20 protein-coding genes are annotated in these 24076 nt (G+C 69.5%); 14 read left to right on the top strand and 6 right to left on the bottom strand.

The window, feature by feature from the left end; genetic code table 11:
• Window positions 1-1734 (top strand): cation acetate symporter, encoded by a 1734-nt coding sequence (locus J7E87_RS03420; protein WP_215089674.1) that lies wholly within the window; start codon window positions 1-3, stop codon window positions 1732-1734.
• Complete coding sequence (locus J7E87_RS03415; RefSeq protein WP_215089672.1) at window positions 1731-2951, top strand: sensor histidine kinase; 1221 nt, start codon at window positions 1731-1733, stop codon at window positions 2949-2951. Before J7E87_RS03420 ends, J7E87_RS03415 begins: the two co-directional genes overlap by 4 nt.
• Before the next feature lie 136 nt (window positions 2952-3087).
• On the opposite strand, the gene J7E87_RS03410 is transcribed toward J7E87_RS03415, so the two are convergent.
• The 3 genes from J7E87_RS03410 to J7E87_RS03400 form a co-directional block, all read right to left on the bottom strand.
• Entirely contained in the window at window positions 3088-3615 is a 528-nt protein-coding gene (locus J7E87_RS03410) for a hypothetical protein (RefSeq protein WP_215089670.1), read from the bottom strand.
• 299 nt (window positions 3616-3914) lie between these two features.
• Window positions 3915-4472: a sigma-70 family RNA polymerase sigma factor gene (locus J7E87_RS03405; protein ID WP_215089668.1), complete on the bottom strand. Its 558-nt coding sequence runs from the start codon at window positions 4470-4472 to the stop codon at window positions 3915-3917.
• 182 nt (window positions 4473-4654) lie between these two features.
• Window positions 4655-5191 carry a universal stress protein gene (locus J7E87_RS03400; RefSeq protein ID WP_215089665.1) on the bottom strand — a complete coding sequence of 179 codons (537 nt, stop codon included), beginning with the start codon at window positions 5189-5191 and terminating at the stop codon, window positions 4655-4657.
• On the opposite strand from J7E87_RS03400, the gene lysX reads away from it, so the two are divergent.
• Both lysX and J7E87_RS03390 read left to right on the top strand, forming a co-directional pair.
• Window positions 5190-8495 carry a bifunctional lysylphosphatidylglycerol synthetase/lysine--tRNA ligase LysX gene (lysX, locus tag J7E87_RS03395; protein ID WP_215089663.1) on the top strand — a complete coding sequence of 1102 codons (3306 nt, stop codon included), beginning with the start codon at window positions 5190-5192 and terminating at the stop codon, window positions 8493-8495. The genes J7E87_RS03400 and lysX overlap by 2 nt on opposite strands.
• 151 nt (window positions 8496-8646) lie before the next feature.
• The gene (locus J7E87_RS03390) at window positions 8647-9486 is read left to right on the top strand and encodes a polysaccharide deacetylase family protein (RefSeq protein ID WP_215089661.1); all 840 of its coding nucleotides are present in this window, start codon (window positions 8647-8649) and stop codon (window positions 9484-9486) included.
• 68 nt (window positions 9487-9554) lie between these two features.
• Here J7E87_RS03390 and J7E87_RS03385 read toward each other — a convergent pair whose 3' ends face one another.
• Complete coding sequence (locus J7E87_RS03385) at window positions 9555-10208, bottom strand: class F sortase (RefSeq protein WP_215089659.1); 654 nt, start codon at window positions 10206-10208, stop codon at window positions 9555-9557.
• 1017 nt (window positions 10209-11225) lie between these two features.
• Here J7E87_RS03385 and J7E87_RS34775 point away from each other — a divergent pair.
• Window positions 11226-11660, top strand: a complete 435-nt coding sequence (locus tag J7E87_RS34775) for a hypothetical protein (RefSeq protein ID WP_308312837.1) — start codon at window positions 11226-11228, stop codon at window positions 11658-11660.
• Window positions 11661-11770: 110 nt separating this feature from the next.
• On the opposite strand, the gene J7E87_RS03375 is transcribed toward J7E87_RS34775, so the two are convergent.
• Window positions 11771-12313: a hypothetical protein gene (locus J7E87_RS03375; RefSeq protein ID WP_215089655.1), complete on the bottom strand. Its 543-nt coding sequence runs from the start codon at window positions 12311-12313 to the stop codon at window positions 11771-11773.
• A 275-nt stretch (window positions 12314-12588) separates the two neighbouring features.
• Here J7E87_RS03375 and pip point away from each other — a divergent pair, with 275 nt between their 5' ends.
• The 4 genes from pip to J7E87_RS03355 all read left to right on the top strand — a co-directional run bounded on the left by pip (window position 12589) and on the right by J7E87_RS03355 (window position 17943).
• The gene (gene pip / locus J7E87_RS03370) at window positions 12589-13554 is read left to right on the top strand and encodes a prolyl aminopeptidase (RefSeq protein ID WP_215089653.1); all 966 of its coding nucleotides are present in this window, start codon (window positions 12589-12591) and stop codon (window positions 13552-13554) included.
• Window positions 13555-13757: 203 nt separating this feature from the next.
• On the top strand, window positions 13758-14744 hold the full coding sequence (locus J7E87_RS03365) for an SCO0930 family lipoprotein (protein WP_215089651.1): 987 nt from the start codon (window positions 13758-13760) through the stop codon (window positions 14742-14744).
• A 209-nt stretch (window positions 14745-14953) separates the two neighbouring features.
• Window positions 14954-15766, top strand: a complete 813-nt coding sequence (locus J7E87_RS03360; protein ID WP_215089832.1) for an SAM-dependent methyltransferase — start codon at window positions 14954-14956, stop codon at window positions 15764-15766.
• Window positions 15766-17943: an EAL domain-containing protein gene (locus J7E87_RS03355; RefSeq protein WP_215089649.1), complete on the top strand. Its 2178-nt coding sequence runs from the start codon at window positions 15766-15768 to the stop codon at window positions 17941-17943. Before J7E87_RS03360 ends, J7E87_RS03355 begins: the two co-directional genes overlap by 1 nt.
• A 102-nt stretch (window positions 17944-18045) precedes the next feature.
• On the opposite strand, the gene J7E87_RS03350 is transcribed toward J7E87_RS03355, so the two are convergent.
• Complete coding sequence (locus tag J7E87_RS03350; protein ID WP_215089647.1) at window positions 18046-18960, bottom strand: LysR family transcriptional regulator; 915 nt, start codon at window positions 18958-18960, stop codon at window positions 18046-18048.
• An 83-nt stretch (window positions 18961-19043) separates the two neighbouring features.
• Between J7E87_RS03350 and J7E87_RS03345 the strand changes: the two genes are divergently transcribed.
• The 5 genes from J7E87_RS03345 to J7E87_RS03325 all read left to right on the top strand — a co-directional run bounded on the left by J7E87_RS03345 (window position 19044) and on the right by J7E87_RS03325 (window position 24028).
• Window positions 19044-19748, top strand: a complete 705-nt coding sequence (locus J7E87_RS03345) for a succinate dehydrogenase (RefSeq protein WP_215089644.1) — start codon at window positions 19044-19046, stop codon at window positions 19746-19748.
• A 1-nt stretch (window position 19749) separates the two neighbouring features.
• Entirely contained in the window at window positions 19750-21735 is a 1986-nt protein-coding gene (locus J7E87_RS03340) for a fumarate reductase/succinate dehydrogenase flavoprotein subunit (protein ID WP_215089642.1), read from the top strand.
• A complete protein-coding gene (locus J7E87_RS03335; RefSeq protein WP_215089639.1) occupies window positions 21732-22478 on the top strand; it encodes a succinate dehydrogenase/fumarate reductase iron-sulfur subunit in 747 nt (248 codons plus the stop codon). Before J7E87_RS03340 ends, J7E87_RS03335 begins: the two co-directional genes overlap by 4 nt.
• 326 nt (window positions 22479-22804) lie before the next feature.
• Complete coding sequence (locus J7E87_RS03330) at window positions 22805-23185, top strand: tyrosinase cofactor (RefSeq protein ID WP_215089637.1); 381 nt, start codon at window positions 22805-22807, stop codon at window positions 23183-23185.
• Window positions 23186-23200: 15 nt separating this feature from the next.
• Window positions 23201-24028: a tyrosinase family protein gene (locus tag J7E87_RS03325; RefSeq protein WP_215089635.1), complete on the top strand. Its 828-nt coding sequence runs from the start codon at window positions 23201-23203 to the stop codon at window positions 24026-24028.
• The last annotated feature ends 48 nt before the right edge of the window (window positions 24029-24076 follow it).

Here is a 24076-nt window from a genome sequence, read left to right as displayed (position 1 = left end):
GTGAACCAGACCTACGCGGTGACGGCCGTCACCGTCGTGGTGCTCGCCACCGTGCTCATCGGCGCGCTCGGCCTGCGAATATCCCGCACCACTTCCGACTTCTACGTCGCCTCCCGCACGGTGAAACCCGGCCTCAACGCCGCCGCCATCAGCGGCGAGTATCTCTCCGCCGCCTCCTTCCTCGGCATAGCCGGACTGGTCCTGCTGCAGGGCCCGGACATGCTCTGGTACCCGGTCGGTTACACCGCCGGATATCTCGTCCTGCTGGTGCTGGTCGCCGCCCCGCTGCGCCGCTCGGGGGCGTACACCCTTTCCGACTTCGCCGAGGCCCGCCTGGAGTCCGCCGCCGTGCGCAGGCTCGCCAGCCTCTTCGTCGTCGGCATCGGCTGGCTCTATCTGCTGCCCCAACTACAGGGCGCGGGCCTCACCCTGGAGATCCTCACCGGCGCACCCGACTGGGTGGGCGGCCTCGTCGTCGCCTTCGTCGTCACCGGGGCCGTCGCGGCCGGCGGCATGCGCAGCATCACGTTCGTACAGGCCTTCCAGTACTGGCTCAAGCTCACCGCCCTGCTGGTGCCCGCGCTGTTCCTCGTCGCCGCCTGGGCCGGTGACGACACGCCCCGGGCGCGCTTCGACGCGCCGGCGCTCTTCCGCCAGCACACGGCCGTACGCATCGACGACACCGTCCGCGTCGACCTCGACGGGCCACTCACCCTCACCGTCAGCGGCCACGTCGACGGCACACCGTACGAGGACCAGAAGGTCACTCTCGACAAGGGCACCCATCGCATCGGGGCCGGCACGACCCTTGGCTTCCCGCAGGGCGCCAAAGTGCCCGAACGGGCCTCGTCGGGCACCGATCCGGCCAGTTGGTCGCAGCCGCTCTCCGGCGGCCGGGACGGCTACCACCTGTATGCGACGTACGGACTGATCCTCGCCACCTTCCTCGGCACGATGGGGCTTCCGCATGTCGCTGTCCGCTTCTACACCAGCCCCAACGGACGTGCCGCGCGCCGCACCACCCTCGTCGTCCTCGGGCTGATCGGCGCTTTCTATCTGCTGCCCCCCGTCTACGGCGCGCTCGGGCGGATCTACGCTCCCGAACTCTCCCTGACCGGGGACGCGGACGCGGCCGTGCTCGTACTGCCGGAGCGGATGGTCGGCGGAATCGCGGGGGACCTGCTCGGGGCGCTGTTGGCCGGCGGCGCTTTCGCGGCGTTCCTGTCCACCGCGTCCGGACTGACCATGTCCGTCGCCGGCGTCATCACACAGGACGTGCTGCCCTCGCGAGGCGTACGGCACTTCCGCCTCGCGACCCTCCTCGCCATGGCGGTGCCGCTCGCCGTCAGCATCGTGGCCACCAATGTGCCCGTCGCCGACGCGGTGGGCCTCGCCTTCGCCGTCTCGGCGTCCTCTTTCTGCCCGTTGCTCGTGCTCGGCATCTGGTGGCGAAGGCTCACCCCACCGGGGGCCGCGGCGGGGCTCGTCGTCGGCGGCGGGGCCGCGCTCACCGCTGTGATGGCCACCCGCGCGGGCCTCGCTCCCGAGGGCTGGGCGCACACCCTGATGGCCTGGCCCGCCGTGTGGTCGGTGCCCGTCGGATTTTTGACCATGGTGCTGGTCTCGCTGGCCACGCCGAGCCACATACCTTCCGGCGCCACCGCCATCCTCGCGCGGCTGCATCTGCCGGAAGACCTCGTCGGCAGGCCGCAGCCCGAAGGAGCGGAACGGTGACCGGGATGGGGATGGCCGCACTGGCAGCGGCCGGAGCGGTGTTGCTGGTGGCCGGAATCGCGCTTGGCAGGCTGACGGCACGGCGCGGCGTCAAGTCCGACCTCGACCTGGGCACGCCCGTCGAACGGGCCACCTTCCACACCCTGCACACCGCTTCGCTCGCCGCGCCCCCGCTGCGCGCCGGCCTCACCGAGGACACCGCACGCAAGGCCGCCCGGCGGCTGCGCTCGCTGCTCGGCACCGAGGCGCTCTGCCTCACCGACCGCGAGTCCGTCCTCGCCTGGGACGGTCCCGGCGCCGACCACCATGAGCAGCGTGTGATGGTGCGCGTCGCCGAAATGCTGGACTCCGGGCGCAGCCAGAGCGTGCACACCGAGTGCGATGACCTGGAGTGCCCGCTGCGCTGGGCCGTGATCGCCCCGCTGACCGGCGAGGAGGGCGTGCTCGGCGCGCTCGTCGCCTACGGCTCGCGGGAGTCGGCCGTCCTGGTGAGGGCCGCGACCGAGGTGGCCCGCTGGGTCTCCGTACAGCTGGAACTGGCCGAGCTCGACCGGTCCCGCACCCGGCTCATCGAGGCTGAGATCCGTGCGCTGCGCGCCCAGATATCGCCGCACTTCATCTTCAACTCGCTCGCCGCGATCGCCTCCTTCGTCCGCACGGATCCCGAGCGGGCCCGTGAACTGCTCCTGGAATTCGCCGACTTCACCCGCTACTCCTTCCGCAGGCACGGTGAGTTCACCAACCTCGCGGACGAGCTGCGCTCCATCGAGCAGTACCTGGCGCTCGCCGGGGCCCGCTTCGGCGAGCGGCTCAAGGTGACCCTCCAGGTCGCGCCGGAAGTGCTGCCCGTGACACTGCCGTTCCTGTGTCTGCAGCCGCTCGTCGAGAATGCCGTCAAACACGGCCTGGAGGACTCGAAGAGCGAATGCCGCGTCACCATCGCGGCTCGTGATGCCGGCGCCGAGGCGATGGTGACCATCGAGGACGACGGCGTGGGTATGGACCCGGACGTGCTGCGCGGGATTCTCGCGGGGGAGCTGACGTCGTCGTCGGGCATCGGGCTTTCCAACGTCGACGAACGGCTGCGCCAGGTGTACGGGGACGAACACGGGCTCGTCATCGAGACGGGCGTCGGCGCGGGCATGAAGATCACGATCCGGATCCCCAAGTACCGGGCGGGCGTGCACTCTTCGGCGGGCCGCAGGTCCGGGTACTGAGACTGCGGCGGCCACCCGAGCCGTGCGGCAGCTCAGCCGCCGGGCGAGGCGGCTCCGCGCCGCCGTGGCCTTCCCGGTGGCCATCCCACGGGTTGCTCAGGTGTCCCCGGGGAGGCGGACGGTCGGCGGGCCCGCCTCAGCAGTAGAGGTGGATGGCCAGATGGCTCAGCGGAAGTCCCAACTGCCAGGCGGGCGTCCATATCTGCGCGTACTCGTCCACGGCCGCGTCCATCGGGTTCGGCGAGCGCCACGCTTCGCTGCCCTGGCCGAGGTCGGCGGCGAGCAGCTCGGTCTGCCGCAGCCAGCCCCAGGCGCCCAGCGCGAGGGCCAGATCCGGGTTGGCGCCGTCGCCCAGTTCGCTCTCCCGCTGCCGCCGGGCGGCCAGCCGCTCCTCCACCCACTCCCGCCAGGGATGGCCGTACGAGGTCAGCGACAGCCACTCGTCGATGCGGGAGATGACCCGGACGCCCGCGAGCTCTTCCGCGCTGTCACACAGATAGATGGTCAGCGCCAGCGTCTGGCGGCCCGCCCGGTACTCGAGCGAACCGCCCTCGACGAGAGCGCCCGTGCGCAGCATCTCGTCGGCGATGTACTCGGCGCAGAGCCACGCCATGGGGACTGCCAGCCCGCCTCCGCTGGTGCCGTTCGAACTCTCGGGCCGCACGCTTCCCACCTTCCTCCCGGACGACTTCGCTGGGCGGCTTCGTGTGCCGACCCGACGAAGAGCCTCCACCGAGAAACACGGCGGGGAGCCCGTCTTTACTCAACTTGAGCGTGAGGTTTCGCATACTGTCGCCCTTTGGCCGTGACCGCAGGGGGACGAGGACACCGGCGGGACATCCGGGGCGCGCGTGACTCGGCCGCGCTCCCGGCGACGAACGGCCGAACGATCGCGACGCGCGTTGCGGAGGCTCCTGTCGGCGCCCCGTGTGTGGGACGGCCCGCGCCTCGAGTGTGCTGGAGTCAGGGACGGCCCGCGCTCGCCGTCGCGCGCGGACGGGAGTAGCCCGGCAGGCAGCGGGCGAGCGCACGCAGTGCGTAGTACGAACGCGACTTGACCGTCCCTGCCGGTATCCCGAGCGCCTCGGCGGCCTCATTGACACTCAGCCCGTGGAAGTAGATCTGCACCAGCACCGCGCGGTGCTCGCGGCTCAGTGACTCCACGGCGGCGCGGACGTCGAGCGCGGCGACGGCCGCCTCCGTGACGTCCGCCGGGTCCGGCGTGGAGGCCAGGACCGCGTCGCCGATCTCGGTGGGACGGGCCAGCCGGGAGCGGCGGGCGTCGATCGCCAGGCGGCGGCCGACCGTGAAGAGCCATGGCCGCATCGACTCGTAAGGGCCGTCGAACGCCTCGGGGTGCTGCCAGGCCCGTACGAGCGTCTCCTGCAGCAGATCCTCGGCGCGCTGCTGGTCCCCATAGGTCAGACCGAGCAGAAAGCTGAACAGAGCGGGGCCGTGTTCACGCTGCAGATCCGCCATGGCCCGCTCGTCGGTCGTCACTGAAGCGGTCGCGGTCGCCATTGCCAATGCCCTTCCCTGCGGAGGTCGCTGCCACGTGGCGTATACGAACGCATTCGGGCGCGGAGGGACAGACGGCGCACAGCTGTCTTCGGCGAGCGGTCGCACGGAGCGACGAGTGGTGCGGTGAACGGTCGGCGCACGCAGCAGGGACCGGCGGCCGCCACCGGCGGCCGCCACCCGGGCTAGGGAACGACGGTCACCGGCCAGCGCCCGGCCTTCACCAGACGGACCGCCACCGACCCGATGATCCGGTGTCCCGCCGACTCCGAAGCCCCGACCACGACGGCGTCCGCCTTCAGCTCGTCGGCCGCGGTGACCAGTCCGTTGTACGGGTCACCGCGGACGGTGTGGAACTCCCAGCGGACGTCCCAGATCCCCTTGACCCGCTCGGCGGCGGAGCGGATCTCGGCCACCAGTTCCTCGGCGATCTCCCCGGTCGTGTCCCCGACCGGGACACCGAACGCCGCGCCCACCGGCATCACCGGCTGGACGTACACGATGGCGAGCAGGGCGTTCTGCCGACGGGCGAGACCGCCCGCGTACGAAGCCGCACGCAGCGAGGAATCGGAACCGTCCAGGCCGACGACGATGACCTTGGGGCCGTCGGTGCCGCGTTCGAATTGCTGCGGTTGCTGCCGAGGCTGCTGCTCTGTCACACCATCGAGGCTAGTCGCTCCCGACAGGCGGCCCGCCGGTGGCCTCCTTAGAGTGCAGATCATGAGTGTCGCCGTGCAGGAGCCGACTCCCGCCCGTGGCAGCTTGCTGAGCAGGGTGCCCGGCGCATTCGCGATGTTCTTCGGCGCACTCGGCGTGTTCTGTGTAGTCCTCGCGCTCATCCCTCCGCTGCGGCAGGTGCTGCGACCGGTCGCCCTCTTCCTGGACCGGGTCACCGTTCCCGTCAGCGCGAACCTCGCCTACGCCGCGTTCCTGCTGCTGCTCGCCGCGGCCGTCGGCGCCCGCAAGAAGGCCGCCTGGTGGCTGGTCGTCGGCTATCTGACCTTGCTGCTGCTCGCCGACGTACTGGTGCTGATCTTCGACCAGGACTGGACCTGGATCCCCAATCTCGTGCTGTGCGCGATCGCCGTGGCGGTGCTCGTCACGGCGCGCGGGGAGTTCTACGCGGAGACCCGGCGCGGTGCCCTGCGGCGCGCGCTCCTCGTCCTGGTCCTCGGGCTCGCCGCCGGCATCCTCGTCGGCTGGGGTCTTGTCGAGGCGTTCCCGGGCGGGCTGCCGCAGGGCCAGCGGCTGCTGTGGGCCGCCAACCGGGTGCTCGGCGGACTGGTCTCCAGCGACGAGTTCGACGGCCGCCCGCCGCGCCTGCTCTTCTTCCTGCTCGGTCTCTTCGGCGCGATCGCCCTGCTCAGCGCGGCCGCGACGCTGTTTCGCTCGCAGCGCCTGGAAGCCGCCCTGCACGGTGACGAGGAGCCCCGCATCCGCGCCCTGCTCGGCGCCTACGGCTCCCAGGACTCACTCGGCTACTTCGCCACCCGCCGCGACAAGGCCGTCGTCTTCTCACCCAACGGCAAGGGCGCCGTCACCTACCGGGTCGAGGCAGGCGTGTGCCTCGCCAGCGGCGATCCGGTCGGTGACCGGTCGGCATGGCTCCCCGCCATCGAGGCCTGGCTGGACGTAGCCAGACGGTACGCCTGGGCCCCCGCCGTGATGGGCGCGTCCGAGGAGGGCGCCAGGGTCTTCGCCCGCGCCGGGCTCGGGGCGATCCAGCTCGGCGACGAGGCGATCTTGAACGTCGGCCGCTTCGACCTGAACGGCCGCGACATGCGGGTCACCCGGCAGGCCGTGAACCGAGTACAGCGGACCGGCGCCACCACCCGGATCCGCCGTCACTCCGCCCTGACCGACGAGGAAATGCGGCGCATCGTCGACAAGGCCGACGCCTGGCGGGACACCGAGACCGAACGCGGGTTCTCCATGGCGCTCGACCGCCTCGGCGACCCGGCCGACGGCGACTGCCTGCTCGTCGAGGCCCTCGACCGGGACGGCAATCTGATCGCCCTGCTCTCCTTCGTGCCGTGGGGCAGGGAAGGCATCTCGCTCGACCTGATGCGCCGGGACCGCACCGCGCCCAACGGCGTCGTGGAGTTCATGGTCGCCGAGCTGTGCGCCCATGTGTCCCGGCTCGGCATCCGCCGGGTCTCCCTCAACTTCGCCGTCTTCCGCTCCGCCTTCGAGGAGGGCGCCCGCATCGGCGCGGGCCCCGTCCTGCGGATCTGGCGCAGGCTGCTCCTCTTCTTCTCCAAGTGGTGGCAGCTGGAAGCCCTTTACCGGTCCAACGTCAAGTACCAGCCCGAGTGGTATCCGCGTTTCCTGTGCTACGGCGACGCCGGCTCCCTCGCCCGTGTGGGCCTCGCCTCCGGGATCGCCGAGGGCTTCGTCTCCGTACCGAGCCTGCGCAAGCTCTGGGGCAACGGCAAGGGACGGCCCAAGGGCGCGGTCACCCCCGTCACCACGGAGGGGCTGCCGTCCATCGACGCGCTCGGCCTGGTGGGTCCGGACTCGCCCGACGCGACGGGGGCGAAGCGGCTGCCGGAGCAGGTGCGGATCCGCCACCGCAAGCTGGAGCGGCTGCGCGCCAACGGCACCGACCCCTACCCGGTAGGCATCGCCCGGCCGACAGACACCCTCGCCGAGATCCGGGCCGAGACCCCCACACTCGAACCCGGCACCCGCACCGGCCGCAAGGCCACCGTCGCCGGGCGCGTGATGGCCGTACGCGATCTCGGCGGCGTCGTCTTCGCCGTACTGCGCGACTGGTCCGGCGACCTTCAGCTCGCTCTCACCCGTGAGGACTGCGGTCAAGGCCTGCTGAAGGACTTCACCTCCGTCGTCGACCTCGGCGACCACATCACCGCCGGCGGCGAGATCGGCGCCAGCGACAAGGGCGAGATCTCCGTCTTCGTGACCGAGTGGCGGCTGACCGGCAAATGCCTGCGCCCGCTGCCCGACAAGCGTCACGGCCTGGCGGACCCCGAGGCCCGGGTCCGCCGCCGCTATCTCGACCTGGTGTCGAGCCCCGAGGCCCGCGATGTCGTACGCCACCGGTCCACCGCCGTCCAGGCACTGCGCCAGGGACTGCTGGACCGCGGCTATCTCGAGGTCGAGACGCCGATGCTCCAGCAGATCCACGGCGGCGCCAATGCCCGCCCCTTCACCACCCACATCAACGCCTATGACCTCGACCTGTATCTGCGCATCGCGCCCGAGCTGTATCTCAAGCGGCTGTGCGTGGGCGGCATGGAGAAGGTCTTCGAGCTGGGCCGCACCTTCCGCAACGAAGGCGTCTCCTACAAGCACAACCCCGAGTTCACGATGCTGGAGGCATATCAGGCCTTCGCCGACTACGACGTGATGCTCGATCTGACCCGTGAGCTGATCCAGGGCGCGGCCACCGCGGCGTTCGGCGCCCCGATCGCGCACAATGCCGGCCCGGACGGCAAACTCGTCGCTCACGACATCTCCGGCCCCTGGCCGGTCAAGACGTTGTACGGAGCGGTGTCCGAGGCGCTCGGCGAGGAGGTCGACGCCGACACCGACGAGGCCGTGCTGCGCCGACTCTGCGACCGGGCCGGCGTCCCGCACATCCCCGACGACACCCGCGGCGACGTGGTGCTCGAAATGTACGAGCGCCTCGTCGAGGAGCGGACCAGGATGCCCACCTTCTACAAGGACTTCCCGACCGACGTCTCCCCGCTCACTCGCCAGCACCGCCGCGACCCACGGCTCGCCGAACGCTGGGACCTGGTGGCCTTCGGTACGGAACTGGGCACTGCCTACTCGGAGTTGACCGACCCCGTGGAGCAGCGGCGCAGGCTCACCGCCCAGTCGCTGCTCGCCGCCGGAGGCGACCCGGAGGCAATGGAGCTCGACGAGGACTTCCTGGGCGCGCTTGAGTACGCCATGCCGCCGACGGGAGGTCTCGGCATCGGAGTCGACCGGCTCGTCATGTTCCTCACCGGGCTGACCATCCGCGAGACGCTGCCCTTCCCGCTGGTGCGCCGCAGCTGACGGCCTGAACCGGCGGCCGGAGCCGGTGGACCTGAGCCCTGTGGCCGGAGCCGGTGGACCCGAGCCGTCCCGCTGCTCCCATCGGGTGCTTTCGCTTGTATTACCGGTGTTGATGGGGTGCCCGGGGCGTCAGCCGTGCGAGCAGTTGGTCATGAAAAAGGATCAGATGCTCCCGGGGCGTCGGTCGGTGATGCGCCTCGGCGCCTGCCTCGGCGCAGCCGCCACCGCCGGGCTGCTCTTCACCGAACGGGCGCCGACCGCCGCCGGCACCGAGGCAGCGCTCCCAGTGGGGGGTCCCCGGGCCGTCGCACACCGGCCGGTCAAGGCATCGGCCTACCGGCTGCAGCCCATGACGGCGATCTCTCCGCCGAGATTCGGCCGCGCGATGCCACCCGTGCGCCGGCAGCCCATCCTGAAGATGGCGGAGGCCGGGCGCACCATGGTGCTCACCTTCGACGACGGCCCCGATCCCCGCTACACGCCGGACATCCTGAGCACCCTGCGCAAGTACCAGGTGCCCGCGATGTTCTTCGTCTGCGGCGAGATGGCAGCGGACAACCGAGATCTGATCTGTGAGATGGCCGACGACGGGCATGTCGTCGGCAACCACACCTGGTCGCACCCGCTGATCCCGAAGCTCCCGCCGTCCCGGATCCGCGACGAGCTGAGCCGTACCAGCGAAGTGATCGAGGAGACGACGGGCTCCCCGCCGCTCTGGTACCGGGCCCCCTTCGGAGCCTGGAACAAGCACTCCTTCGAGATCGGCGCGCAGCTCGGCATGGAGCCGCTGGCCTGGACCCTCGACACCCGCGACTGGACCGAGCCCGGAACGAAGACAATCGTCCGCCGGGTGCTGAACGGTGCGGGGCCCGGCGTCGTCGTCCTGTCGCACGACGCGGGCGGCGACCGCTCGCAGAGCGTCGCCGCGCTGCGCCGCTATCTGCCCGAGCTGCTTGACGCCGGGTACCGCATCACCGTTCCGCGCCGCTGAACCGCGTGGCGGCTGCTGCCCGGCGGTCACGCGGCGGTGACTCGGCGGCTTTCGCACAAGGGCCTGGATCAGCGGATCCTGACCATCCGCCCGAACACGACGACGTTCCCGGAGTAGCCGTTCGCCTTGGTGTAGCCGCCGCCGCAGGTGATCACCCGCAGCTCCGCCTGCCCTGTGTCGCCGTACACCTGGGAGCCGGGGAAGTCCTGCTTGGAGAACACCTCGACGCCGTACACCTCGAAGACCACGGTCTTGCCGTCGAAGCGGCTCACCTCGACGTGCTGACCCTTCTGGATGGAGCCGAGGCCGTAGAAGACGGCGGGCCCCGACAGGTTGTCGACATGGCCTACGACGACCGCCGTGCCGCGCTGGCCGGGGGCGATGCCGTTCTGGTACCAGCCCGCCATATTGGATTCGTGCGCGGGCGGCGGGGCGATCCAGCCGTCCTTGTCCAGGCCCACGTTCATCACCGGAGCGTCCACGCCGATCGCCGGGATCCGCACGCGTTCCGCGGGGGCGTACGCGAGCGGCTCGAGGTTGAACGGGAGGAACGTCTCGCCCTGGCCACGACCGGCGATCGATGCGGCAGCGGCCGGCTGGGGCGGCCCGAGGGAGACATCCGCGCCATTCCTTATCATGGCGATTCCGCTGAGCAAGGCGAGGGCCAGCACGCCCCAGGGTGAGCGCCTCTTCTTCTCCGAGTCGCCGTAGTGCAGGCGCATGGTTCTCCCTTCGTGGCCTCTGTGAGCACGCTAAGCGCGCCCTGTCCACACGGCGAGGAGAGAGGGGCGAACGGGTGGTGGGCACGGAGCGATGCCCCATCCGAGTATTTAGGCAGATAAATGTTCTGACGGTCTGTGACCTGCGGCTCCGTCAGGCCCTCCGGCGTGTCGTCGGCGTGTCGGCTCACTGGGGTGGACCAGTGCCGAAATGCGTGGGTTGTCGGTCCCAGTGAGTGTTCGTCGTGGAAGGCGTACTCGTCGAATCTCCCGGAGCGCCGCTTTGGGGCGTCTTCCACAGGAGGGTTCACGATGCAAGCACGCTCTCTCGCAGTGGCCGCGGCCGCCATCGCGGCCGTCGCGCTCTCTGCTCCGCCGGCCGCCGCGGGCGGCGACGTCGATCCAGGGGGAAACGGTCAGATTGACAACAATCTGGGGGGCACCATTCTGGGGGACACCAATCAAGGGGACACCGGTCGTCTTGGCACCATTCTTGGGGATACCAGCCAGGGCGGTAACGGCCGGGGGGATAACAACCTGGGGGGCATCGGCCGAGGAGACAACAACCAAGGAGGCAACGGCCGAGGGAACAACAACGAAGGGAACAACAACGGCCGAGGGGACAACAACCAGGGCAACAACAACGAAGGGAACAACAACAACAACCAGGGCAACAACAACGGCCGCGGGGACAACAACAACAACGGTCGAGGGGACAACAACAACAACGGTCGAGGGGACAACAACAACAACGGTCGAGGGGACAACAACAACCAGGGGAACAACAACAACCAGGGGAACAACAACGACAACAACAACGGCCGGGGGGACAACAACAACCAGGGCAACAACAACGGCCGGGGGAACAACAACGACAACAACAACGATCGGGACAACAACGGCCGAGGCAACAACAACGACCGGAACAACAACGACCGGAACAACAACGGCCGGAACAACAACGATCGGAACAACAACGGCCGGGGGAACAACAACCTGGGCGGTATCGGCCGGCTTGACATCGGCCCAGGCCCCCTGGTCGGCGGTCTGGGTGGCACCAGTGCCCTGGGCGTCACCGTCAACCCGCAGTCCGTACACCAGGGCGGCACCCTGACGATCACGGCCCGGGGCTGCACCCGTGGTGGCACGGTTACGTCCAACGCCTTCCCTCAGACCAATCTCTCCGTGGGCACTGCGACCGCCACCGCGCGAGTCCACAACGACGCGGCGCCGGGTCAGTACAACCTGGCGGTCAGGTGCAGTGACAACGCGCAGGTGGCAACCCAGCAGTTCACCGTGCTCGCAGCCAAGGGCGCGCTCGGCGGTCTCGGCGGGTCCGTCGGTCCCAGCTCCACCGAGATGGCGATCGGCGCCGGCCTGGTGCTCATCGCGGCCGTGGGCGGCAGCTTCTTCATCGTCCGTCGCCGCCGTACGGTCAGCAGCCCTCACATCTGACCGGCTGAATGAACCTCCCGGATACGCCCGTCGCCCCGAGTCCTGGCTCAGGACTCGGGGCGACGGGCGTATCCGGGCGTATCAAGACAGAGCGATACGGGGCACAGCCCTCAGTGCCGACGGCCCTCCGCGCGCCTGCGGACGAGGAAGATGGTGGCCGTGGCCGCGGCCACGACCAGTGCGGTGCCGGCCGCGAGCTGTCCGGCGTTCAGCCCGGCGATGCTGCCGCCGAGCCCGCCCCTGACGGCTCCGGGCGCGGTGGCGGTGGTGGTGGTTCCGGTGGTTGCGGTGCTGCCGATGGTCGGAGTGGACCTTCCGCCCGCGATGGTGATGTTGAACGATCCGGTCCCCTGCCCGGGGCAGTTGAACTGGACCGAGTACTGCCCGCCGACTCTGGCGTCGGAGTCGACAACGGCCGTGGTCGAGGTGCCCAGACGGATGGAGACGGTGTCGAAGACCCCGGATGTGGCGGTTGCCGTGGTGTTGCATCCGCTGGCGGAGAGAGTGACACGCCCGCCCGGCGCGACGGTCGCGGGGCTGACGCTGAAGACGGGCGATGTCACCTGGTTGTCGGTTGCCACCGCGGTGGGGGTGGTCAGCGTGAATGAGGCCACTCCCAGCAGAGCGGCGGATGCGGCACGTATCGCACGCATGGACATTCCTCCGGGTCTCCGAGGAGCAGCTGCGGAACGGATTTCCACAAAAGGCAGAGAATGCGCCTCGATGACCGAAACGCTAAGAGGGGCTGTTACCCCCACGCGATCGCTGTCGCGCGAATGGGGTATCGATGTCCCCCGTGCGGGCGCACCGCCCGGGCGTGTCGCGGCGTCGTCTCCGGTGCCGGAAGATGGCTCGGCCGGTGCCGGCGAGCGTGGGACCGGGAGGGCTCCCGGGACGGCAGCCGTCCCGGCAGACAAGGAGCACAGGCATGTCGGAGCTGTATCCGCCGATCGAACCGTACGCACAGGGGATGCTCGATGTCGGCGACGGACACCTCGTCCACTGGGAGGTCTGCGGCAACCCCGACGGTAAACCTGCCCTCGTCGTCCACGGCGGTCCGGGCTCCGGGTGCTCCACCGGCGTACGCGGCTACTTCGACCCGGACCGCTACCGCGTCGTCCTCTTCGACCAGCGCGGCTGCGGCCGCAGTACGCCGCACGCCGCCGATCCGGAATCCGGCCTGACCCACAACACCACCGGCCACCTCCTCGCCGACATGGAACAGCTGCGGGAGCACCTGGGCATCGAGCGCTGGCTGCTCTTCGGCGGATCCTGGGGCTCGACGCTGCTCCTCGCGTACGCCGAGCGGCATCCTCGGCGGGTGTCCCAGATCGTCGTCAACGGAGTCACGACAACCCGGCGGTCGGAGATCGACTGGCTCTACGGCGGCGTCGCGCGGTTCTTCCCCGAGGAGCATGAGCGCTTCCGGTCCGGCGTCCCCGAGGCCGACCGCGACGGCGATCTCGTCGCCGCCTACGCGCGCCTGATGGCGGATTCCGACAGTGGCGTACGGGAGCGGGCCGCCGCCGAGTGGTGCCGGTGGGAGGACGCCGTACTGTCCCTGGAACCCCAGGGCGGGTCCAGTCCCTACAGCGGCCGCCCCTCGGCCGCGCGACTGGCGCTCGTACGGATCGCCTCCCACTACTTCGCGAATGGTGCCTGGTTGGAAGAGGACGCCCTGCTGCGCGACGCGGATCGGCTCAAGGGAATTCCCGGTGTTCTCTTCCACGGCCGGCTGGACCTGAGCAGCCCGCTCGACACCGCATGGGAACTGAGCCGCGCCTGGCCCGAAGCCGAACTCGTCGTCGTCGACGACTCGGGGCACAAGGGCAGCGCGTCGATGGGGGAACAGGTACGTGGCGCACTCGACCGGTTCGGCTCCCTGAGTGACTGACGGAGTCAGTGGTGCAGTTGAGATCAAGCCATTCCGTCTTGGGGTGAATTCTTCTGGTGGAGGGGGGATTTCGACGATTCGCGATCGCGACTCAAGAAGATTTTTTCAGACGCGTTGAACACATCGCCCACCGCTGTCCGTACCTAGGGCCATGAAGGCGCATCGAGGCGCCGAGGCAAGCTCGATGGATTACGGGAGTGGACATGAACACCTGGCGGAACGCCTCGCTCGCGGTGACTGCAACGGCCGTACTCGCGCTGACGACGGCGTGCGGTCAGGACAAGGGCGTTGAGAACCCCAATGGTCAGGCGGTCGGCGCGGCCAATCCGGCGGCCCCTGCCGACGGCGGCTACGGTTCGGACTACGGCGCCGGCGCCGCAGACCAGGCAGCCGCCAAGCCGGGCGGCCAACTGGCCGTCTGGGACAGCAAGGAGCTCGGCAAGGTCGTCACCGACAGCGCCGGCTTCACGCTTTACCGCTTCGACAAGGACACCGCCAGCCCGCCGAAGTCCAATTGCGAAGGTGAGTGCGCGAAGGCATGGCCCGTCGTGGCCGCCGGTGGCGCCTCTGCCGCCCCCGGCACCGACGCCTCGCTGATCGGCGAGGTCACCAGGGCTGATGGCTCCAAGCAGCTCACCATCGGTGGCTGGCCGATGTACCGCTTCGCCAAGGACACCAAGCCCGGCGACGCCAAGGGCCAGGGCGTGGGCGGCACTTGGTACGCCTCCGCCCCCGACGGCAAGAAGGCCGGCGGTGGCGCGGGCGTCGGCTCCGGCGGCGATTACGGCGACGGCGCCGCTGAGGAAGCGGGCGGCGAGGCCGCCGACCTGGCGGGACTCTCGGTCCGTAAGGACGCCAAGCTCGGCGAGATCATCGTCGACAAGAACGGTATGACGGTCTACCGGTTCAAGAAGGACTCCGCCTGGCCCATGAAGACGGCCTGCACCGGTGAATGCCTCAAGAAATGGCCGGTTGTCGACCCCGTAGCCAAGAACGACACCGAGGGAATCCTCAAGAAGGGCTTTGTCACCTTCAGCCGGCCCGACGGAATCAAGCAGCAGACCATCGACTGCTGGCCGATCTATACCTTCTCGGGCGACGCCAAGGCCGGTGACACCAACGGTCAGGGCGTTGGCGGCACCTGGTACGCGGTATCTCCCCAGGGCAAGCTGGTCGGAGCGCCCAAGTAGTCCCCACGCCGCGCATCCGGCCCGGCCGGCCCGTCTCACGCCCCCCGCGTGAAGACGGGCCGGCTGCTGTGTAACGTCGGCGTGTGACCAAGAACGGACCGGTAATTTCCGTTTGGGCTCGCTCTCTTGGCGGGCGATCAGTAGCCTCGGCTCGAACACTGGCCATGGACATGGCCGAACTCCCCCGTGGCGACTTGTTGGAGACATCGATGGAGCGTCCCGCCTGGGCCCCGCAGGGCATCGACATATCGATGCCGAGCGTGTCCCGCATTTATGACTACTACCTGGGCGGCTCGCACAATTTCGAAGTCGACCGGGAAGCCGCCCGCAAGGCCATGGAGTTCATGCCGGGCCTCCCCAAGATCATGCAGGCGAACCGCGCGTTCATGCGCCGGGCCGTGAATTACGCGGTCAGCGAGGGCGTCACCCAGTTCCTCGACATCGGCTCCGGCATTCCGACCTTCGGCAATGTCCATGAGGTGGCGCAGAAGGCCACCGCCGAATCCCGGGTCGTCTACGTCGACCACGACCCGGTCGCCGTCTCACACAGCCGGGCCGTGCTGGACGGCAATGAGCAGGCCGTCGTCCTCTCCGCCGACCTGCGCAAGCCCCGGCAGATACTCGAGAACCCCGAGACGACTGAACTGCTCGACCTGGAGCGGCCGGTGGCGCTGCTCCTCGTCGCCGTACTGCACTTCCTCGAGGACGAGGACGACCCGCAGAGCGCCGTCGCCCAGCTGCGGGACGCGCTCGCGCCCGGCAGCCTCATCATCCTCACCCACGCCTCGTACGAAGGAATCCCGGTGCCCGAGGAGCAGGCGGGCGGCGCCGTCGGCGTCTACCAGAACATACGAAGGCCGCTGGTCATGCGCTCGCGCGAGAAGATCGCGCGGTTCTTCGAGGGGTACGAGATGGTCGAGCCCGGTCTGGTGTCCATGCCGCACTGGCGGCCCGGCACCCCCGCCGAGCAGGAAGACCCATATGCGTTCGCTGGTTTCGCCGGGGTGGGGCGCAAGGCGTGATGGCGCCGTCGCAGGCGGCGGGTTCCGCGGCGGACCCGGACGGCCTGGAGGACAGACTCCGCAGATTCGCGACGATCTGGAGCCGGGCCATCTTCCCGGTGACGGCCACATCGCTGACCCGGCCCGAGGTCGAAGAGCATCTGCTGCCGCTGGCCCGGGAGTTGAGCCTCTCGCTGCACGCCTTCCCCTTCGACCCACAGGTCGCGCAGCGGGTCGGAGCCGCCCTCGTCGAGGCCCACTGCACGGACCCCGAGGCGCTCAGCCGCACGCTCGGCGTCATCGACGCGTACCTGGTGCTGTACTGCGGCGGCGGTAATCCCGAGCAGACGGCCGGGCCGACGGCCGAGGAGAGCCGGGCTCGCTGCGCGAGGCTGCAGCACGCGCTGGCCGCCGGCTTCGCCCAGGGGCTGCGCGAGCGCACGCTGGCAGAGCAGGAGGCCATCGCCCGCTCCTCGCTGCTGGCCCGCAGTGACGCGATGCAGGCGCTGCACGCCACCGAGGCGCGCTTCAGCGCGGTGTTCGAGGGGGCCGCGATCGGCATCGGGATCGCCGACCTGGACGGCAATGTGCTCGAGGTCAACGACACTCTGACGCGCATGTTCGGCGGGCTTGAGCACCATGTGCGCGGCCGGAAGGTGACCGACTGGGCGCATCCCGAAGACCGCCCGCATGTCTGGGAGTTGTACGGAGAGCTGGTCCGCGGCGAGCGCGAACACTTCCGGGTGGAGAAGCCGTTCTTCCGCAACGACGGCACCGTGCTGTGGACCAATCTGACGGTCTCTCTGCTGCGGGACGCCGAGGGTCAGCCGGAGTACCAGCTGGCGCTGATGGAGGACACCACCGAGCGCCGGCTGCTCAATCTGCGGCTGCGCTACGAGGCCACGCACGACGCGCTGACAGGACTGCCCAACCGCACACTGTTCTTCGAACGCCTGGAGAAGGCGCTCTCCGCGGGCGACGGCGCCCGCTTCGGCCTGTGCTACCTCGATCTCGACGGGTTCAAGGCGATCAACGACAGCCTCGGCCATGCGACGGGGGACCGGTTGCTGGTGGAGGTCGCGGACCGGCTGCAGAGCTGCGCCACCGCGCCGGGCGAGATGGTCGCCCGGCTCGGCGGCGACGAGTTCGTGGCGCTGACGACCGGCCCCGACACCCAGCGCGAGGTCGAGGAACTGGCCACCCGTATCCTCGCCGTGCTCTCCTCGCCCGTCTGCGTCGACGGCCGGGAGTTCACCGTCCGCGGGAGCATCGGCGTCGTCGAGGGTCCGGCCGGCGAGCGCACCACGGCCGAGGTGCTGCGCAGCGCCGACATCACCATGTACCGGGCCAAGTCCGCGGGGGGCAACCGCTTCCAGCTCGCTGACCCGGAGGCGGACGCGCGCGCCATAACCCGGCACGGTCTGACCACCGCGCTGCCCGCGGCGCTGGAGCGCGGTGAGTTCTTCATCGAGTACCAGCCGCTGGTGCACCTGGGCGACGGGAGCGTGCACGGCGCGGAGGCATTGGTGCGCTGGTGCCATCCGCAGCACGGCGTGCTCGGGCCGGACCAGTTCATACCGCTCGCCGAGCACACCGGGCTGATCGTGCCGCTGGGCCGCTGGGTGCTGGGGGAGGCCGTACGCCAGGCGAGATACTGGCAGGAGCGCCACTCCGACGGAGGCCCCCTGCGGATCAATGTGAACCTCTCGCCCACCCAGCTGCACCACCCGGGTCTGGTCGCCGACACCGTAGACGTCCTGGAGCGTTCCGGCCTCGAACCGGGTGCGCTCTGCCTGGAGGTCACCGAATCCGCGCTGATCGGCGCCGACGAGGATCTGCTCAAGCCGCTGCGTCAACTCGCCGAGATGGGCGTGGACATAGCGCTGGACGACTTCGGCACGGGCTACTCCAACCTCGCCAATCTGCGCCGGCTGCCGGTCAGCGTGCTCAAGCTGGACCGGTCCTTCACCCAGGGCATGCAGCGCCACCCCGCCGACCCCGTCGATCTGAAGATCGTGGAAGGGATCGTCTCGCTGGCGCACAGCCTTCAGCTGGCCGTCACGGTCGAGGGGGTGGAGACGGGCGCCCAGGCGGAACAGCTGCGGGAGCTCGGCTGTGACACCGCGCAGGGCTGGTACTACGCCCGGCCGGGCCCGCCGGACAAACTGCATGCCCTGTCTCTGGCGGACGCGGTGTAGCTTCCCCCCGGGGCTCCGCCCCGGACCCTGTATGCGACCTTCGGCCGCATCTCCTCAATCGCCGATTCAGCCTCGCCGGCGTTTGAGGCGCGGGGTCCGGGGCTAGACGACGGCGGCCTGGGTGTCCAGCAGCACCCGCTGCAGCTCACGCGCGGCACGCGGCGGGGCCACGTCGCTGCGGTGCGCGAGCGCGATCGTACGGCGCAGTCCCGGCCGGGCGAGCGGTGTGACCCGCAGGTCGCGGCCGGCCCGGTCGGCGACCATGCTCGGCACCACCGCGATGCCGAGCCCCGCCCGGACGAAACCGAGCACCGCGTCCATCTCGCCGCCCTCCACGGTGAAGCCCGGCTCGAAGCCTTCCGCGCGGCACGCGGTGACCGTCAGCTCGCGCAGGTCGTAGCCGTGCCGGAACATCACCAGCGGCTGATCGCGCAGATCGGCGATCCGCACCGGGCTGCTCGGCGCCGCAGCCGTGGGGGCACCTCCCAGGCGAAGCTCTGGGGGAGACACCACGACCAGCTCCTCCCGCAGCAGCTCCACGGTCGTCAGCGCCGGCGACGCGGGCGGCAGCGGCAGCACGATCAGGGCCAGATCGAGGGAGCCGCGTGCCAGCTCCCGTACAAGATCGTGCGAACCGCTCTCCTCGATCAGCAGCTGGATACCCGGATGCAGATCGTGGAAGGTGCGCAGCGCATCCGGGAGCAGGCCGGTGCAGAGACTGGGCGTCGCGCCGAGCCTGACCCGGCCGCGGCGCAGCTGAACCAGTTCCTGCACCTCGTGCCGGGCGGTGTCGGCGTCGGCGAGGATGCGCCGGGCCAGCGGCAGCAGCGCCTCGCCCGCGTCGGTCAGCGCGATATTGCCGCGGGCCCGGCTGAAGAGCTCGGCGCCGAGCTCCTTCTCCAGCGCCCGGACCTGCTGGGAGAGGGAGGGCTGGGAGACATGGACACGCTCGGCGGCGTGGGTGAAGTGCCGAGTCTCGGCCACCGCCACGAAGTAGAGGAGCTGCTGGAACTGCATAGGATCCACGATAGGGCATGTCTATGGAGATGAGCCGGATCATGTCTTGGACCTCTGGATACCTTCGCTTTAGCGTTCCTCGTATGGCTCTGGCAACGCGGACGGACCGGAAACCGCCCCCCACGCGCACCTTCTGGGGATCGACGGTCGGCAAGAAGACGGTCATGGCCGTGAGCGGCCTGATCATGCTCGGCTATCTGGTCGCGCATGTGATGGGCAACCTCAAGGTCTTCTTCGGCCCGGAGGAGTTCAACGCCTACGGCCACTGGCTGCGCACCATGGGCGGGCCCGTACTGCACTACGAGTGGGCCCTCTGGATCGTCCGCGTGGTGCTGGTCGCGGCCGTCGTGGGGCACGCGGTATCGGCGTACCAGCTGAGCCGCCGTGACCTGAAAGCCCGGCCCACTCCGTACGCGCACAAGCGGCGGCGCGCGAGCTACGCCACCCGCACCATGCGATGGGGCGGCATCATCGTCGCGCTGTTCATCGTCTGGCACCTGCTCGACCTGACGACGCTCACCGTCAACGAGAACGCTCAGCCCGGCCATCCGTACGAGAACGTCGTCGCGACCTTCTCCACCTGGTACGGGAACGTCATCTACATCGTCGCGATGCTCGCCGTCGGTCTGCACATCCAACACGGATTCTTCAGCGCGGCGCAGACCCTCGGCATGGGCAACGCCACCCGTGACCGCGCGCTCAAGGCGCTCGCCGGCGTCCTCGCGCTGCTGCTGACCGCGGGCTTCGTCTCCGTACCCGTCGCCGTCATGACCGGAGTGGTGAGCTGACATGAACGACTACACCCACTACACCGACCACACCCACTACCCCGACTACACGGCCTACGAGACCGGCGCGCCGATCGCCGACACCAAGGCTCCGGAAGGACCCATCGCCGAGCGCTGGGACCGCCGGCGCTTCGAGGCGAAGCTGGTCAACCCCGCCAACCGCCGTAAATACACCGTCATCGTGGTCGGCACCGGCCTCGCGGGCGGCGCCGCGGGCGCGACACTGGCCGAACAGGGCTACCACGTCGAGCAGTTCTGCTACCAGGACTCCCCGCGCCGGGCCCACTCCATCGCAGCCCAGGGCGGCATCAACGCGGCCAAGAACTACCGCAACGACGGCGACTCGGTCCACCGACTCTTCTACGACACCGTCAAGGGCGGCGACTTCCGGGCCCGCGAGGCAGGCGTCCACCGGCTCGCCCAGATCTCGGTCGAGATCATCGACCAGTGCGTGGCTCAGGGCGTCCCCTTCGCCCGGGAGTACGGCGGACTGCTCGACACCCGCTCCTTCGGCGGCGTCCAGGTCTCCCGTACCTTCTACGCCCGCGGCCAGACGGGACAGCAGCTCCTGCTCGGCGCCTACCAGGCCCTGTCGCGGCAGATCGCCGCGGGCACCGTGACCATGCACGCCCGTACCGAAATGCTCGATCTCATCGTCGTCGACGGGCGCGCCCGCGGCATCGTCGCCCGCGATCTGATCACCGGCGAGATCTCCAGCCACTTCGCCGACGCGGTGGTCCTGGCCTCGGGCGGGTACGGCAACGTCTTCTATCTGTCGACGAACGCCATGAACTCCAACGCCACCGCCATCTGGCGCGCCCACCGGCGCGGCGCGTACTTCGCCAACCCCTGCTTCACCCAGATCCACCCCACCTGCATCCCGCGCACCGGCGACCACCAGTCCAAGCTGACCCTGATGAGCGAGTCGCTGCGCAACGACGGCCGCATCTGGGTGCCCGCGGCGAAGGGCGACGACCGGCCGCCGAACGAGATCCCCGAGGACGAGCGCGACTACTACCTGGAGCGGATCTACCCGTCCTTCGGCAATCTCGTCCCCCGCGACATCGCCTCGCGCGCCGCGAAGAACGTCTGTGACGAGGGCCGTGGCGTCGGCCCCGGCGGGCAGGGCGTCTACCTGGACTTCGCCGACGCGATCCGGCGGATGGGCCGGAAGGAGGTCGAGGAGAAGTACGGCAACCTCTTCGACATGTACGAGCGGATCACCGCCGAGAACCCGTACGAAGTCCCGATGCGGATCTACCCGGCCGTGCACTACACGATGGGCGGGCTGTGGGTCGACTACGACCTCCAGACCACCGTCCCGGGCCTCTTCGCGATCGGCGAGGCCAATTTCTCGGACCACGGCGCGAACCGGCTGGGCGCGTCCGCGCTGATGCAGGGCCTGGCGGACGGCTACTTCGTACTGCCCTCCACGATCAGCGACTATCTCGCCCGCAACCCGCACCCGACGAGCGTGGATGCCTCGCACCCGGCGGTGACACAGGTGCTCGCCGAGACCGAGGATCGGCTGAGGCAACTGCTCGCGGTGGACGGCGACCGCACCCCCGACTCCTTCCACCGCGAACTGGGCGAAGTCATGTGGGAGTTCTGCGGCATGGCGCGCACGGACGCGGGCCTGCGCAAGGCGCTCGACCGCATCCCGCAGATCCGTGCGGAGTTCTGGCGCCGCATCAAGGTGCCGGGCACCGGTAAGGAGTTCAACCAGTCGCTGGAGAAGGCCAACCGCATCGTCGACTATCTGGAACTCGCCGAGCTGATGTGCCTCGACGCGCTGCACCGCGCCGAGTCCTGCGGCGGCCACTTCCGTGAGGAGTCCCAGACACCGGACGGTGAGGCCGCCCGGCACGACGAGGAGTTCTCGTACGCCGCCGCCTGGGAGTTCACGGGAACGGGCAAGGCTCCGGCCCTGCACAAGGAAGACCTCGTCTTCGAGTACGTCCACCCCACCCAGCGGAGCTACGCATGAAGCTCAAACTGCGCGTCTGGCGCCAGCGGAACACCGACGCACCCGGCGCCATGGCCACCTACGAGGTGGACGGGATCTCCCAGGACATGTCGTTCCTGGAGATGCTCGACACCCTCAACGAGGAACTCATCCTGCGCGGAGAGGACCCCGTCGCCTTCGACCACGACTGCCGCGAGGGCATCTGCGGAGCGTGCAGCCTGGTCATCAACGGCGACGCGCACGGCCCCGAGCGCACCACCACCTGCCAGCTCCATATGCGGTCCTTCAAGGACGGCGACAGCATCGACGTCGAGCCGTGGCGGGCCGCCGCCTTCCCCGTTGTGAAGGACCTGGTCGTCGACCGCAGCGCCTTCGACCGGATCATCCAGGCCGGTGGCTACATCACCGCCCCCACCGGCGCGGCTCCCGATGCGCACGCGACGCCCGTGGCCAAGCCGGACGCCGACTTCGCCTTCGAGCACGCGGAGTGCATCGGCTGCGGAGCCTGCGTCGCGGCCTGCCCCAACGGCTCGGCGATGCTCTTCACTTCGGCGAAGGTCAACCACCTCAATGTGCTGCCGCAGGGCGCGCCCGAGCGTGAGACACGGGTGCTCGACATGGTCGCGACGATGGACGCGGAGGGCTTCGGCGGCTGCACGCTGGCCGGTGAATGCGCGACAGCCTGCCCGAAGGGCATTCCGCTGCCGTCGATCTCGGCGATGAACAAGGAGTGGCTGCGGGCCACCCGGAAGGTGCGCCGCTGAGGCCTCGCGCGGCCTTCGGGCCGTGAGATTCAGGACAGCTTTGCTGTGTGAGGGCGGCCACCCTTCTCCGGCCCTCGCAACAAAGTATTCACACAACTGCCACATTGGCCGCAGAATTTACGTTCGAAGTATCGTCTGGGCGCGTGGACAACAAGATCGATTTTGTTCAACTCTGCACTGTGTGTAGGGACATGTCCGCATAGCGGCCAACCGGTTCCCAGTGATTTCCCCGGCGCTCAGGTGTGCCGGTAGGCATGGCCAGGTCACGGGTGGGCTGACCTCCGTCCGTGGCCCACCGAACCACTGCCATCTCTGGGGGCTTTGCCATGCCTGAACTCACCCGCCGACGAGCTCTGGGCGCCGCCGCGAGCGCGCTTGCCGGACTCGCGGTGGCCGATCTCGTCATCGCCGGCCCCTCGCGGGCCGAGGCGTCCGTCCCGAATGCCTCCGACCCGGTGGCGTTCGACGAGGTCTTCCTGGGCCGCCGCATTCAGGGTGGGGCGGCCTCGCACGAGGGCGGACACCACCACGGCGGGGGTTACCGCGTGCGGATAGACGGCGATGAACTGCATGTGATGCGGAACGCCGACGGCAGCTGGATCAGCGTCGTCAACCACTACGAGACGTTCGCCACGCCCCGCGCCGTGGCCCGCGCCGCCGTACGGGAACTCCAGGGCGCCGACCTCGTCCCCCTCGTCCTCGCCTGATCCGGGAGCACCACCATGACCGTACGCAAGAACCAGGTTCAGCTCACCGCCACCGAGAAGCGGCGCTTCGTCGACGCACTGCTCGAACTCAAGCGCAACGGGCAGTACGACACCTTCGTCACCACCCACAACGCCTTCATCATGAGCGACACGGACAACGGCGACCGGGTCGGCCACCGTTCGCCCTCGTTCCTGCCCTGGCACCGCAGGTACCTCATAGAGTTCGAACGTCAACTCCAGGCCGTGGACCCGGCCGTGGCGCTGCCCTACTGGGACTGGAGGACGGACCGCACGGCCGGTTCCTCACTGTGGGCGGCGGACTTCCTCGGCGGCACCGGCCGCGCCAGGGACGGGCAGGTGATGGACGGTCCGTTCTCGCTCGCCTCCGGCGGATGGCCGCTGACCGTGGGCGTGGACGGGCGCGGCTTTCTGCGCCGGTCCCTCGGCGCCGGCGGGCGGCAGCTGCCGACCCGGGCCGAGGTCGACTCCGTGCTGGCCATGTCCACCTATGACGCTCCGCCGTGGAACAGCGCGTCGGACGGCTTCCGCAACCACCTCGAAGGCTGGCGCGGCGCCAACCTGCACAACCGGGTGCATGTCTGGGTCGGCGGCCAGATGGGCACCGGAGTCTCCCCGAACGACCCGGTGTTCTGGCTGCACCACGCCTTCATAGACAAGCTCTGGGCCGAGTGGCAGGCCCGCCACCCGGGCTCGTCCTACCTCCCGGCCGCCGGCACACCCAACGTCGTGGACCTGCACGACACCATGCGCCCGTGGAACGACGTGACACCGGCCGACATGCTGGACCACACCCGCCACTACACGTACGACACGGTGGCCTGAGGCGTCTGCCCCGCGGCGCCACACCTTCCCGGCACAGGGCTTCCGGCA

It is taken from the genome of Streptomyces sp. ISL-1, from assembly GCF_018614585.1.
GTDB lineage: Bacteria > Actinomycetota > Actinomycetes > Streptomycetales > Streptomycetaceae > Streptomyces > Streptomyces maoxianensis.
This window is presented reverse-complemented; position numbering and strand designations above follow the sequence as displayed.